This is a genomic window from Curtobacterium sp. VKM Ac-2852 (assembly GCF_013205045.1).
Lineage (GTDB): Bacteria > Actinomycetota > Actinomycetes > Actinomycetales > Microbacteriaceae > Curtobacterium > Curtobacterium flaccumfaciens.
Window position 1 is genome coordinate 90,911 of sequence record NZ_JABMLI010000004.1, and the last position, 13,056, is coordinate 103,966.

General features: G+C 70.4%; 12 protein-coding genes. 1 reads left to right on the top strand and 11 read right to left on the bottom strand.

The features are described 5' to 3' along the window. Positions 1–120 precede the first annotated feature (120 nt). On the bottom strand, positions 121–1,662 hold the full coding sequence (hflX, locus tag HQQ79_RS15490) for a GTPase HflX (protein ID WP_173035496.1): 1,542 nt from the start codon (positions 1,660–1,662) through the stop codon (positions 121–123). 61 nt (positions 1,663–1,723) lie between these two features. On the opposite strand from hflX, the gene HQQ79_RS15495 reads away from it, so the two are divergent. Beyond that, positions 1,724–2,335 carry a class I SAM-dependent methyltransferase gene (locus HQQ79_RS15495; protein ID WP_173035499.1) on the top strand — a complete coding sequence of 204 codons (612 nt, stop codon included), beginning with the start codon at positions 1,724–1,726 and terminating at the stop codon, positions 2,333–2,335. A gap of 158 nt (positions 2,336–2,493) precedes the next feature. Here HQQ79_RS15495 and dapF read toward each other — a convergent pair whose 3' ends face one another. The 10 genes from dapF to HQQ79_RS15545 form a co-directional block, all read right to left on the bottom strand. Further along, a complete protein-coding gene (gene dapF / locus HQQ79_RS15500) occupies positions 2,494–3,384 on the bottom strand; it encodes a diaminopimelate epimerase (RefSeq protein ID WP_173035501.1) in 891 nt (296 codons plus the stop codon). After that, positions 3,381–4,352, bottom strand: a complete 972-nt coding sequence (miaA, locus tag HQQ79_RS15505; protein WP_367948113.1) for a tRNA (adenosine(37)-N6)-dimethylallyltransferase MiaA — start codon at positions 4,350–4,352, stop codon at positions 3,381–3,383. The genes dapF and miaA overlap by 4 nt, the downstream gene beginning before the upstream one ends. Then, positions 4,339–5,832, bottom strand: coding sequence for a tRNA (N6-isopentenyl adenosine(37)-C2)-methylthiotransferase MiaB (gene miaB, locus HQQ79_RS15510; RefSeq protein WP_173035503.1), 1,494 nt, complete (start codon positions 5,830–5,832; stop codon positions 4,339–4,341). The genes miaA and miaB overlap by 14 nt, the downstream gene beginning before the upstream one ends. 26 nt (positions 5,833–5,858) lie before the next feature. Beyond that, the gene (locus tag HQQ79_RS19215; protein ID WP_173035505.1) at positions 5,859–6,773 is read right to left on the bottom strand and encodes a regulatory protein RecX; all 915 of its coding nucleotides are present in this window, start codon (positions 6,771–6,773) and stop codon (positions 5,859–5,861) included. After that, the gene (gene recA / locus HQQ79_RS15520) at positions 6,770–7,831 is read right to left on the bottom strand and encodes a recombinase RecA (protein ID WP_027464767.1); all 1,062 of its coding nucleotides are present in this window, start codon (positions 7,829–7,831) and stop codon (positions 6,770–6,772) included. The genes HQQ79_RS19215 and recA overlap by 4 nt, the downstream gene beginning before the upstream one ends. 272 nt (positions 7,832–8,103) lie before the next feature. Continuing rightward, positions 8,104–8,328 carry a DUF3046 domain-containing protein gene (locus tag HQQ79_RS15525; RefSeq protein WP_027464766.1) on the bottom strand — a complete coding sequence of 75 codons (225 nt, stop codon included), beginning with the start codon at positions 8,326–8,328 and terminating at the stop codon, positions 8,104–8,106. 86 nt (positions 8,329–8,414) lie between these two features. Further along, complete coding sequence (locus HQQ79_RS15530) at positions 8,415–8,723, bottom strand: helix-turn-helix domain-containing protein (protein ID WP_027464765.1); 309 nt, start codon at positions 8,721–8,723, stop codon at positions 8,415–8,417. Positions 8,724–8,877: 154 nt separating this feature from the next. Next, entirely contained in the window at positions 8,878–9,405 is a 528-nt protein-coding gene (locus HQQ79_RS15535) for a CinA family protein (RefSeq protein ID WP_173035507.1), read from the bottom strand. Continuing rightward, on the bottom strand, positions 9,402–10,055 hold the full coding sequence (pgsA, locus tag HQQ79_RS15540) for a CDP-diacylglycerol--glycerol-3-phosphate 3-phosphatidyltransferase (RefSeq protein WP_027464763.1): 654 nt from the start codon (positions 10,053–10,055) through the stop codon (positions 9,402–9,404). Before pgsA ends, HQQ79_RS15535 begins: the two co-directional genes overlap by 4 nt. Then, entirely contained in the window at positions 10,052–12,985 is a 2,934-nt protein-coding gene (locus tag HQQ79_RS15545) for a DNA translocase FtsK (protein WP_173035509.1), read from the bottom strand. The genes pgsA and HQQ79_RS15545 overlap by 4 nt, the downstream gene beginning before the upstream one ends. Positions 12,986–13,056: the final 71 nt, after the last annotated feature.

Here is a 13,056-nt window from a genome sequence, read left to right on the forward strand (position 1 = left end):
CCGGATCCGGCGGCGTTTCGTGTGTTCGGGGCGTCTCGGTGACGCGACGGCGTCCGGCGGACCCGTGACGGGCCTCCAGGCCGCGCGGCAGCGCTCTCCAGCGCCCGCCGGGGCCGAGCGTCAGACCGTCGGGACCGGCGTGACCACGTAGGGCTCGAGCTCGGCGACCTGCCGCTGGAAGACGCGCACCCGCAGGCGCGTGCCGTCCTCGACGTAGTCGACGGACTCGACCGAGCCGGTGTCGTGCAGCGACGACACCAGGTCGCCGCGGTCGTACGGCACCACGATCGTCAGGTCGACGTCGGGCTCGGGCAGGCGGTCCTCGATGACGCGGAGGAGCTCCGGGATGCCCTCACCGGTGCGCGCCGACACGAACACCGCGTCCGGCACGAGTCCGATGAGCACCAGACGCTGCGCGTCGTCGATCAGGTCGGCCTTGTTGAAGACGACGATCTCCGGGATGTCACCCGCACCGACGTCGCCGATGACCTCGCGCACGGTGGACAGCTGCGCCCCGGGGTCGGGGTGCGAGCCGTCGACCACGTGCACGATGACGTCGGCGTCGCCGACCTCTTCGAGGGTGGAGCGGAAGGCCTCGACGAGCTGGTGCGGCAGGTTGCGTACGAAGCCGACCGTGTCGACGAACGTGAACTCCCGGCCCTTGGCGCTCTCGGTCCGACGGACGGTGGCGTCCAGAGTCGCGAACAGCTGGTTCTGCACGAGCACACCCGCGCTCGTGAGCCGGTTCAACAGCGACGACTTGCCGGCGTTGGTGTAGCCCGCGATCGCGACGCTCGGCACCTCGTTGCGGTTGCGCTCGGCACGCTTGGCCTCACGGGCCGGGGTGAACCCGGCGATCTGCCGGCGGAGCTTCGCCATCCGCGTGTGGATCTTGCGGCGGTCGAGCTCCATCTTCGTCTCGCCGGGGCCACGAGAGCCCATGCCAGCACCTCCGGAGACCTGGCCACCGGCCTGCCGGGACATCGAGTCACCCCAACCGCGCAGTCGCGGCAGCAGGTACTGCAGCTGGGCGAGTTCGACCTGCGCCTTGCCCTCGCGGGTCTTCGCGTGCTGGCTGAAGATGTCGAGGATCACGGCCGTGCGGTCGATGACCTTCACCTTCACGACGTCCTCGAGCGCACGACGCTGCGAGGGTGCGAGTTCGGTGTCGGCGATCACCGTGTCGGCGCCGGTGGCCTTGACGACCATCGCGAGCTCCTGGGCTTTGCCCTTGCCCAGGTAGGTTGCCGGGTCCGGGTTCGGCCGACGCTGGAGGAGCCCGTCGAGCACCACGGCACCCGCGGTCTCGGCGAGTGCCGCGAGCTCGCGGAGGGAGTTCTCGGCGTCCGAGGCGTCGCCCTGGGGGTACACGCCGATGAGGACGACCTGCTCGAGCCGCAGCTGGCGGTACTCGACCTCGGTGACGTCCTCGAGTTCGGTGGAGAGGCCGGCGACACGGCGCAGCGCCGCACGGTCCTCACGGTCGTACTGGTCGCCGTCGCCGGTCCAGCTGCGGTCGTCGACCGACTGCGTCTGGATGGCCTGAGCGGGTGCGAAGATGGACGATGCTGCGCGGTGGTCTGCGTTGCGCAACACCCTCTCGACGACACCGTCTGCGCTGTCGTCGTTGGTCTGGTGGTTCTGCTGATGGGTATCCGTCATCCTGTGCACAGGCTACCTCCGGACGCCCTCCGACACACTCGGTTGCCGGTACGGTTCATCCATGGCGAACGACCACTACTTCTCGGCCACCCCCGAGAGCGAACTCCGGCCGCGCCAGGTGCACGTCACGCTCGCCGGTCAGCCCCTCACCCTGTCGACCGCGGCGGGGGTCTTCAGCCCCGACGGCGTCGACCGCGGCACGAAGGTCCTGCTCGGTTCGGTGCCGGCACCGGCTGCCGAAGGTGCCCTGCTCGACATCGGCTGCGGCTGGGGCCCGATCGCGATCACCATGGCCCTGCAGTCCCCCGACGCCCACGTGTGGGGCGTCGACGTCAACGAGCGAGTGCTCGGACTCGCGCGCGCCAACGCGGCTGCTGCCGGTGCGTCGAACGTCACGATCGCGCTGCCCGACGACGTGCCGGCCGACCTGCGCTTCCGCACGATCTGGTCAAACCCGCCGATCCGTGTCGGCAAGGACGAGCTGCACCAGATCCTGCTGACGTGGCTGCCCCGGCTCGAGGTCGGGGGCGACGCCTGGCTCGTCGTGTCGAAGGACCTCGGGGGCGACTCGCTGCAGAAGTGGCTCGTCGGTGCGCTCGGTGAGGGGTTCGCGGTCACCCGCGAGTCGACGGCCAAGGGCTTCCGCGTCATCCGGGTGCGCCGCAGCGCGTAGCGCGCGAGCGCGAGCGTAGAGCGCGAGCGCTCACATCGTGAGCACAAATGGTCGGGTCCCCGCTGGGCACCCGACCATTTCTGCTCACGAAGCGCAGCGGGGCGAAGCGCGCCCACGCACCGCGCCCGCGCACCGCGCACCGGGGCGAAGCCCCGGCGTCAGACCGTCAGGTCGCCCGAGAACACGAGTTCGGCGGGACCGGACAGCGACACGTGCTCGCCGTCCTCGGTCGCCGTCATCCGCACCGTCAGCAGCCCGCCCGGCACTCGCACGCGCCAGGTGTCCGGCGCCCCCGCACCGGCCCAGTAACGGGTGGCGAGGGCTGCCGCGACGGCCCCGGTGCCGCACGAGAGCGTCTCACCGCTCCCCCGCTCGTGCACCCGCATCGTGATCTCGCCGACGCCGTCCTTGATGAGGGGGTCGCCGGGCAGCACGAACTCGACGTTCGCGCCGTGCTCCGGTGCCGGGTCGAGCACCGGCAGGAAGGTCAGGTCGAGGTCGGCCAGTTCGTCCTCGGTCTCGACGGCGACGACCACGTGCGGGTTGCCCACGTCGATGCCGATGCCGGGCCGCGCCCCGTCGAGGTTCTTGGCCCGGACGAGCACGTCGTCGGAGCCACCGCCCTCGATCCCCAGGCCCCAGCGGCCGAGGTCGGCGGCGAACCCGTTCGTGGTGCGCTGGATGTCGACCAGCCCCTTGCGGCTGCCCACGGTGAGCGTCTCGCCGGGAGCGAGCTCGACCAGGCCGGACTCGGTCAGGTACCGGGCGAACACGCGGATGCCGTTGCCACACATCTCCGCGACCGTGCCGTCGGCGTTGTGGTAGTCCATGAACCACGTGGCCTCGGGCTCGACGGCCACGAGCGCACGCCCCTCGGGGATCGCCTCGGACCGAACCGCCCGGATCACGCCGTCGCCGCCCACGCCGAAGCGTCGGTCCGCGATGGCGCGGATCCGCTCGGGGGTCAGGTCGACGGTGGCGTCGGGGTCGGCGAACAGGACGAAGTCGTTGCCGGTCCCCTGGCCCTTGGTGAAGTGCAGCTCGGTCACGGCACGATCCTACGGGCCAGTTCCGACAGGTCGCCGCGGTCCGCCCCCGTGACGTCGAGCGTCTCGGCCTCGGCGTACCGGCGGAACCACGACACCTGCCGCCGGGCGTACTTCCGGGTCGCGATGCCGGTCGCCTCGACCGCCTGCTCGCGGGTCGACGTGCCGGCGAGCACCTCGAGCGCTTGCGAGTACCCGATGGCGCCGCGCGCGGTCCTGCCCTGCTCGAGTCCTTGCTCGCGGAGCGCCGCGACCTCGTCGACGAGTCCGGCCTCGAACATCCGCGCGGCCCGCCCGTGCAGCGCCGACACGAGATGCTCGCGGTCACGCCGCAGGTGCAGGATCCGGGACGGTCGCCAGGCGCGGGGCGCGGCCGGGAGGCTCGGGGTCACGACCTCGGATCGGCTCGCGATCTCGAGTGCACGGATCAACCGCCGTGGGTTGCGTGCGTCGATCGTCGCGGCGGCCGCCGGGTCGAGGGCGCGGAGTCGCTCGAGCAGGATGCCCGGGCCGAGCTCCTCGTGCTCGCGCTCGAGTTGCGCACGGAGCGCGGGGTCGGTGCCCGGGAACGCCAGGTCGAAGAGCACCGCGGAGACGTAGAGGCCGCTGCCGCCGACGAGGACGGCCACGCCACCGTCGGCCTGGATCCGGTCGACGTCGGCCCGGGCGGCGACCTGGTACGCGGCGACGCTCGCCTCGTCGGTGACGTCGAGCACGTCGAGCTCGTGGTGCGGGATGCCGCGCCGTTCGGGCAACGGGAGCTTCGCGGTACCGATGTCCATGCCCCGGTACAGCTGCATGGCATCCGCGTTGATGATCTCCGCGGGGCGTCCGGCAGCGCGCAGCCGCTCCGCGATCGCGATGCCGAGGTCGGACTTCCCGGTGCCCGTCGCCCCGACCACCGCGATCAGGTCGGCAGTGGCAGCCGCAGTGGCACCGGCACCGGCGGGCGGCAGGTCAGCGCCCGACACGGAGCGTGGGCAGCCCGAGCGAGACCGGACGGGGCCCGTCACCGGCGGCAGCGGGCGTGGGCACGCCGCAGCTCTCGGCCTGCGCGCGGTCCCAGGCGTCACCGGCCCGGGTGCGTCGGATGCGCAGCGGAGCGTCGTCGTCGGCGAGCAGGAAGTGCGGTGCAGCGCGGGTGATGTCCACAGTGACCACGTCGCCAGGGCGCGGGACCTCGGACCCGGAGGGCACGGTGAAGTGCACGAGCCGGGAGTCCTCCGCGCGACCGGAGAGCCGGCGGGTGGCGTCGTCCTTGCGGCCCTCACCGGAGGCGACGAGCACCTCGACACTCCGGCCGACCTGCAGCGCGTTCTCTTCCGCGGTGATGCGTTCCTGCAGGGCGACGAGTCGCTCGTAGCGCTCCTGCACGATGTGCTTCGGCAGCTGGTCGTCCATCGTCGCCGCCGGCGTGCCCGGGCGGATCGAGTACTGGAACGTGAACGCCGAGGCGAACCGCGCCTGCTCGACGACGCGCAGGGTGTCCTCGAAGTCGGCGTCGGTCTCACCGGGGAACCCGACGATGATGTCGGTGGAGATCGCCGCGTTCGGGATCTTCGCGCGGACGCGGTCGAGGATGCCGAGGAACCGCTCGCTGCGGTAGCTCCGGCGCATCGCCTTGAGCACCCGGTCGGAACCCGACTGCAGCGGCATGTGCAGCTGGGGCATCACGTTCGGGGTCTCGGCCATCGCGTCGATGACGTCGTCGGTGAAGGCCGCCGGGTGCGGGCTCGTGAAGCGGACGCGCTCGAGCCCCTCGATGGTGCCGGTGGCCCGCAGCAGCTTGCCGAACGCCTGTCGGTCGCCGAACTCGACCCCGTAGGAGTTCACGTTCTGCCCGAGCAGCGTGACCTCGATCGCGCCGTCGTCGACGAGCGCCTGGATCTCGGCCAGGACGTCACCGGGTCGGCGGTCCTTCTCCTTGCCGCGGAGCGAGGGGACGATGCAGAACGTGCAGGTGTTGTTGCAGCCGACCGAGATCGAGACCCACCCGCTGTACGTCGAGTCGCGCTTGGTGGGCAGCGTCGACGGGAAGACGTCGAGTGCCTCGAGGATCTCGATCTGCGCCTCGTCGTTGTGCCGTGCGCGTTCGAGCAGGGTCGGCAGGGACCCCATGTTGTGCGTGCCGAAGACGACGTCGACCCACGGCGCCTTCTCGAGGATGACGTTCTTGTCCTTCTGGGCCAGACACCCACCGACGGCGATCTGCATGCCGGGGTGCTCGCGCTTGATCCCCGCGAGCTGCCCGAGGTTGCCGTAGAGACGGTTGTCCGCGTTCTCGCGCACCGCGCAGGTGTTGATGACGACGACGTCGGCCTGCGCACCGTCCGCCGCGGTGTAGCCCGCGGCCTGCAACGACCCGCTCAACCGCTCGGAGTCGTGCACGTTCATCTGGCACCCGTAGGTGCGGACTTCGTAGGTGCGGGGGCGCGCTTCGACGGTGGCCATGGTCGTTCCAGTGTAGGTCGGAGCGACTACTCGAATCGTACGGTCCCGCGGCCGGGCTGCGGCCGTTTCCCGCCACCGTCGAGGGCACGTGCCACAGCGATCCGGACGACGCCGGAGCTGTAGCCCTTGCGCATCAGGAAGCCGGACAGCCGGCGTTCTGCCGTGGCCCGGTCGAGCCCGCGCATCTGCGGCGCCCGCTTGTCGGCGAGCTCTTGCGCACGGAGGAACTCGTCGTCCTCGTCGTCGGCGGCTTCGTCGAGTGCGGTGTCGATCGCCACCTGGTCGATGCCCCGGCGACGAAGCTCCGTCACGACACCCTGTCGACCGAGGCCCTTGCGGGCGTGCAGTCGATCCACCAGGTCGGTGGCGAGGGCGACGTCGTCGAGGAGCCCGACACGGGTCAACCGTTCGATCTCGTGCTCGACCACGTCGGGGTCGAGGTCCTGCTGCAGCAGCAGGGTCCGCATCTCGGACTCACTCACGCCCTTGCGGCCGAGCGCTCGCAGGCTGATCCGTTCGGCATCCGCGCGCTGTTCGTCGAGCGGACGCGGTGCGTCGGCCGGGTCGATCTCCTCGCCGCCGGCGATGGAGAACACCGACGCGGTGGTGGCGTCAGCGGTCTCGGCGTCGTAGCCGTCCTGCTCCGCACGGCTCGAGCGCCCGCTGCCGTCGCCGATCACGGGCGACACCCACGCTGCCGGCCCCCGGGCACCGTGCAGGGGCACCGGCGAATCGGCGTCGAACGATGCGGGGAACTCGTCCGCCCGGCCTTCGTCGGACTCGAGCAGGGCCCAGCCGTCGGAGTCGCGCGGTTCGTCCGGTGACACCGGAGGCTCGGGGATGGCGGGCATCACCGGCGTGACAGGAGCGCGACGACGCGACCTCGCACCGAACAGGTCGGTGACCGGTGCGAGGCCGTCGTCGTCGTGGTCGGTGCTCACGCGCCCTTGCGCTCCGCGAGCTTCGGCGCGATCGACTCGACCGGGGCATCTTCGGCCTTGGCGCCGCCGACGCCGAGCTTGGCGAGGATCTTGCCTTCGATGTCGGCAGCGATCTCGGGGTTCTGGATGAGGAAGGAACGCGAGTTCTCCTTGCCCTGCCCGAGCTGGTCGCCGTCGTAGGTGTACCAGGCACCCGACTTCTTGACGATGCCGTGGTCGACACCGAAGTCGAGCAGCGAGCCTTCGCGCGAGATGCCGACGCCGTACAGGATGTCGAACTCAGCCTGTTTGAAGGGCGGCGCCATCTTGTTCTTGACGACCTTGACGCGTGTGCGGTTGCCCACCGCGTCGGTGCCGCTCTTGAGCGTCTCGATGCGACGGATGTCGAGGCGGACGGACGCGTAGAACTTCAGAGCCTTACCACCCGAGGTGGTCTCGGGCGAACCGAAGAACACCCCGATCTTCTCGCGCAGCTGGTTGATGAAGATCATCGTGGTCTGCGTCTGGTTCAGGCCACCGGCGAGCTTTCGCAGGGCCTGGGACATGAGGCGGGCCTGCAGACCGACGTGCGAGTCGCCCATCTCGCCCTCGATCTCGGCACGGGGCACGAGGGCCGCGACGGAGTCGATGACGATGAGGTCGATGGAGCCGGAGCGGACCAGCATGTCCGCGATCTCGAGCGCCTGCTCGGCGGTGTCGGGCTGCGACACGAGCAGGGCGTCGATGTCGACACCGAGCTTCTTGGCGTACTCGGGGTCGAGCGCGTGCTCGGCGTCGATGAAGGCCGCGATGCCACCGGCGCGCTGGGCGTTGGCGATGGCGTGGATGGTGAGGGTCGTCTTACCCGACGACTCGGGGCCGTAGATCTCGACGATGCGGCCACGGGGCAGGCCACCGATGCCGAGCGCGACGTCCAGCGCCACCGACCCGGTCTGGATGACGTTGACGGGGGCGCGTTCGTCCGAACCGAGGCGCATGATCGCACCCTTGCCGAACTGCCTGTCGATCTGTGCGAGTGCGGTCTCGAGGGCCTTCTCGCGGTCTGCCGGTGATGGCATGGGGTGCTCCTTCGTGCTCGTGTTCGGCCGCCTGTAGGCTGTCGCGTCCACGCCGGCCGATGGTGCAAGGCCGATGGTTCTGCGACAAGGCTTCGGGCTGTTCCCGATGTCCATCAACCTATGGCGAGCCACCGACATCACTGCCGACGGTCACGCGATCTGTGGATGGAACACCCGGGCGACGCCGCTGTGGAGGAAGCTACCACCGATCGAACACGCGTTCGAGCAACACGCCGAACACAGTTTCGGGTACTCGGCCCCGCGGAACCGGCTCAGTCCTGGGGTTCGGCCAGGCCCTTGCCGTGCCGACGGTCCATCGGGACGTCCTGCGAGTCACACAGCGCGTCCCACACCCGGCGGGCGTCGACACCGGCGGCGAGGGCGTCCACGGCGGAGCGACCGCCGAGCCCTTCGAGCACGACGTCACGGGTGACCACGGAACCGTAGGCCTCACCGAACACCTGGTCGACGGCTCGCCAGAACTCACTCACGCGCATCCGACCAGCCTAGGCGCGTGGTCGCGGGCCGGAACGCAGAACGCCCCCGCCGGGAAGGACCGGCGAGGGCGTTCGGTGCGATGCGCTCAGCGCACCGCGAGGTCGTTGTCGAACTCGGCGACGAGGTCGTCCGGGAGCGTGTCGGGGACGGGGGTCAGCCCCTCGACGATCGCGAGGCGGTCGCCCACTTCGCGCATGATGGTCGAGATGGGCGTGTCCAGAGCATCCGCGACGGACGCGAGGATCTCCGAGCTGGCTTCCTTCTGCCCGCGCTCGACCTCACTGAGGTACCCGAGCGCGACACTGGCCTTGGACGCGACCTGACGGAGGGTCCGGCCCTTCTGCAAGCGGAAGTCCCGGAGCACATCGCCGATTTCCTGACGAACGAGAACCATGAGAACTCCTCCTCTCTGTCGTCTCCGCGCCCGCTCGGTCCGGTGGATCGAGTTCGGGTTCAGCAACAATAGCGTTGCCGGTTGCAGCATGTTAGCCAGGCTGGCTGCCGTACTGCTGGAGATTTCGTGAGATGTAACCCAGTGGAAACGGGACCTATTCCCGGCCCCGGACCTCGGACGACATCCGTGCAAGGAGTTCGGAGACGGTGGCGTGCCGGATTGCTCCTCGGTCACCGTCGAGGTGCAGCTCGAAGGCCTCTGCCCCCGCGGCGGAGGCGATCCCCAGGTACACGGTGCCGACTGGCTTGCCGTCCTGCGGATCCGGGCCGGCGACGCCCGTCGTGCTGATCCCCCACGTCGCGGGTTCCCCGTCGACGGACAGCGCGATCCGGACACCGGCGGCCATCTGCCGGGCGACCTCGGGGTGCACGGCACCCTCGGCCTCGAGCAGTTCCGCCGAGACCCCGAGCACCGAGTGCTTCACGGGCGTCGCGTAGGCCACGACGCCACCGCGGACGACGGCGCTCGCGCCCGGCACGTCGACGAGGGTCGCGACCACGAGGCCGCCGGTCAGCGACTCCGCCACGGCGAGGGTCTCGCCCCGCGCCGTCAGTTCGGCGATGAGTCCCGGTGCGACCGGGACTGGAGGCGCGGCCTGCGTCGAGCGCTCGGGTCCGGTCATGCGGTGGTGCGGTTGTGCTTCCATGCCTGCCAGAGGTAGTCGATCCCGCTCAGGATCGTTGCCAGGAACGCGGCCGTCATCAGGATGCCGTTGACCCAGTGCGCCCAGTCTCCGACCAGGTTCCACCACGGGAACAGCGCCGCCGTCAGGGCGACCGCCTGCAGCACGGTCTTGATCTTGCCGCCGCGGCTGGCCGGGATCACCCGGTCGGAGAGCACCGCGAACCGGAAGACCGTGATGCCGATCTCGCGCACCATGATCAGCACGGTCACGTACCAGGGCAGCTCGGCCAGGATCGACAGCGCGACGAGCGCACCACCGATGAGCACCTTGTCGGCGATCGGGTCGACGAGCTTGCCGAAGTCGGTGACCAGGTTCTGCCGACGGGCGATGATGCCGTCGGCGCTGTCCGTGACGATCGCCACGACGAAGACGACCGCGGCCCAGATGCGCAGGGGTCCGTCGTTGCCGGCGTCGGCGAGCAGCAGGACGAAGAACAGCGGCGCCATGAGGATGCGCACCACCGTGATGATGTTCGCGACGTTCGCGGTCGACGCCGGGCCGGGGCCCTTGCGCAGCAGCCGCCCGCGCCACGGGAACCGTGCGCCGTGCGTGGTGTTCGTGCTGTCCGAGGCGGTCATCGCCGTCACTCCCTGCCCGTCAGTCCCCACGCGTCCTCATCGGGCTCGTCGTGGACTTCATCGTACCCGCGGGTCATGTCCCCGACGGGGTCTGCTCCGTAGCGGTCACCGTCGCCGGACGGCGTCGGGGCCGGCGCTGCCGGAGCGGCCGCGGCGGGCGGCTCCTCGCCGCGGAGCTTCGCGAGCACCGCGGGCAGCTGGTCGGCGGTCACCAGGACGTCGCGGGCCTTCGAACCCTCGGACGGCCCGACGATGTCGCGCGACTCCATCAGGTCCATCAGGCGACCGGCCTTGGCGAAGCCGACGCGGAGCTTCCGCTGCAGCATCGACGTCGAACCGAACTGGGTCGACACGACCTGCTCGACGGCCGCGAGCAGCAGTTCGAGGTCGTCGCCGATGTCGGCGTCGATCTCCTTGCGCTCGACCACGGCCTGGACGTCCTGGCGGTACTCGGGCTGCGCCTGCCGCGTGACGTGCTGGACGACCTCGGCGACCTCGCCCTCCTGCACCCAGGCACCCTGCGCGCGGAGCGACTTGGACGAGCCCATCGGCAGGAAGAGCGCGTCGCCCTGACCGATGAGCTTGTCGGCGCCGGGCTGGTCGAGGATGACGCGGGAGTCCGTGACGCTCGTCACCGCGAACGCGATGCGCGACGGCACGTTCGCCTTGATCAGGCCGGTGATGACGTCGACCGAGGGGCGCTGCGTCGCGAGCACCAGGTGGATGCCGGCGGCACGGGCGAGCTGGGTGATCCGGACGATCGACTCCTCGACGTCACGCGGTGCCACGAGCATGAGGTCGGCGAGCTCGTCGACGACGACGAGCAGGTACGGGTACGGCTTGAGCTTCCGCTCGCTGCCCGCCGGCAGGACGATCTCGTTGTTCTCGATCGCCTTGTTGAAGTCGTCGACGTGGCGGAACCCGAACGACGCCAGGTCGTCGTACCGCATGTCCATCTCCTTCACGACCCACTGCAGCGCTTCGGCCGCCTTCTTCGGGTTCGTGATGATGGGCGTGATGAGGTGCGGGACACCGGCGTAGATCGACAGTTCGACGCGCTTCGGGTCGACCAGGACCATGCGGACCTCGGACGGCTTCGCGCGCATCAGCAGCGACGTGATCATCGAGTTGATGAACACCGACTTGCCGGAACCGGTGGAGCCGGCGACGAGCAGGTGCGGCATCTTCGCCAGGTTCGCGACGACGAAGCCGCCCTCGACGTCCTTGCCGACGCCGATCGTCATCGGGTGCTTCGACTTGCGGGCGGCGTTCGAGCGCAGCACGTCACCGAGCGAGACGATCTCGCGGTCGGTGTTCGGGATCTCGACACCGATGGCGCTCTTGCCCGGGATCGGCGACAGGATGCGGACCTCGTTCGAGGCGACCGCGTACGACAGGTTCTTCGACAGGGCCGTCACGCGCTCGACCTTGACGCCGGGGCCGAGCTCGATCTCGTACCGGGTCACCGTCGGCCCGCGGGAGAACCCGGTGACCTTCGCGTCGACCTTGAACTCGGTGAGCACCCCGGTGATGGCGGCGACGATGTCGTCGTTCGCCTGGCTCCGCGCCACCGAGGGCGTCCCGGAGCTCAGCGTCGTGGCGGCGGGCAGTCGGTAGGGCTTCGACGGATCGTCGTCGGAACCGGCGGCGGCCGCGCTCAGCTCGGCGGCGGCGTCGATGTCCTCCGGCTCGTCGACGATCTCGGGCTCGGACAGCACCTCGGGCACCGCGGGACGGATGTCGGCCGTCGGCTCCGGCCGCGCGGGGACGTCGGTGCCGAACGCGCGGAGCGCCTGCTCGGCATCCTGCAGGTCCTGCTCGACGGAGTCGTTGAGGTTGACCGACGCGGGCTCGGCCGGCGTGAGGTCGACGAGCCCGGCGGCGGCACCGGCGTTCGGGCTCACTGCGGGGGCAGCGGGCACGACGGGCGCAGCTGGTGCGACGGCAGCGGCAGCCGGGGCGACCCCGGTGGCCGGCGGCAGCACCGGGCTGTCGTACGCCGGGTCCTCTTCGCGCCCGGACTTGTTCCGGCGCCACCACGGCACGTTGTCGCCACCGGCTTCGGCGTCGGCAGCGGCCTGCTCGTCACCGAACCCGAGGTCGTCGAACAGCTGGAAGTCGGCGTCGCCCTTCTTGCCGCGCTTCGACGTGCGGGCACGGGCGGCGGGCTCCGCCGCAGCGGCGGCGTCGGCCTCGGGTTCGGCTGCGGGGGCCGGGGCGCCGAACAGGTAGGCGTAGAGCTCGTGCAGGCGTCGCCCGAGCTTGTTCGGCGGCGTCTTGGTGATGATGAAGAGCGAGAGCACGAGCAGCACGATCGCCACGGGGACGGCCACCCAGGCGGTCGCGATCGTGACGAGCCAGCCGATGACCACCCAGCCCAGCACCCCACCGGCGGCGGCCAGCGCGGGCATGCCGTCGGCCGCGCTCGGTCGGCCACCGAAGACGTGGCAGAGCGAGGCGATCGACACGATCATGATGCCCAGGCCGATGCCGATCCGGGTGTTGTCGTGCACCGAGGCCGGGTGCCGGAACAGCCACCCGGCGAACACGATCATGATGACGGGCAGGGCGAACGCCAGGCGGCCGAACAGCCCACCGAACGTGTACGCGTCGAGTGCGACGGAGACGCTGTTCGTCGGGTTGAGCCACTCCACGACCCCGCCGGCGATGGCCAGCAGGAACAGCAGGAACGGGAACCCGTCGCGCCGCTGGTCCTTCTCGAGGGTCTCCTTGCCGAGCAGCCGGAACATCGCGCCGACGCCGTGCGCCATCGCGAGCCAGAAGGTCACGAGCGGGTTCTGCTCGCGGAACACCGGTGTGGGTGCAGCCTGCGGCAGCTTCTTCGTCGTGGCCTGGGTGCGCGACGAACCGCGCGTCCCGTTGCCACGGGACGACGTGGACGCGCGCGAGCGCGTGGTCGACTTGGTGCCTCCGGCCATGGGCAGAACCCTAACGCCCGCTCAGGACAAACGCAGGAAGGCCCGCCGCAGCGTCCGTGACGGACGCTGGA

Coding starts and splice junctions, on each gene's coding strand:
- HQQ79_RS15530 (WP_027464765.1), bottom strand. CDS start 8,723: ATGGTTCTCGTTCGTCAGGAAATCGGCGATGTGCTCCGGGACTTCCGC.
- HQQ79_RS15495 (WP_173035499.1), top strand. CDS start 1,724: ATGGCGAACGACCACTACTTCTCGGCCACCCCCGAGAGCGAACTCCGG.
- HQQ79_RS15535 (WP_173035507.1), bottom strand. CDS start 9,405: ATGACCGGACCCGAGCGCTCGACGCAGGCCGCGCCTCCAGTCCCGGTC.
- HQQ79_RS15545 (WP_173035509.1), bottom strand. CDS start 12,985: ATGGCCGGAGGCACCAAGTCGACCACGCGCTCGCGCGCGTCCACGTCG.
- recA (WP_027464767.1), bottom strand. CDS start 7,831: ATGCCATCACCGGCAGACCGCGAGAAGGCCCTCGAGACCGCACTCGCA.
- hflX (WP_173035496.1), bottom strand. CDS start 1,662: ATGACGGATACCCATCAGCAGAACCACCAGACCAACGACGACAGCGCA.
- HQQ79_RS15525 (WP_027464766.1), bottom strand. CDS start 8,328: ATGCGCGTGAGTGAGTTCTGGCGAGCCGTCGACCAGGTGTTCGGTGAG.
- miaB (WP_173035503.1), bottom strand. CDS start 5,832: ATGGCCACCGTCGAAGCGCGCCCCCGCACCTACGAAGTCCGCACCTAC.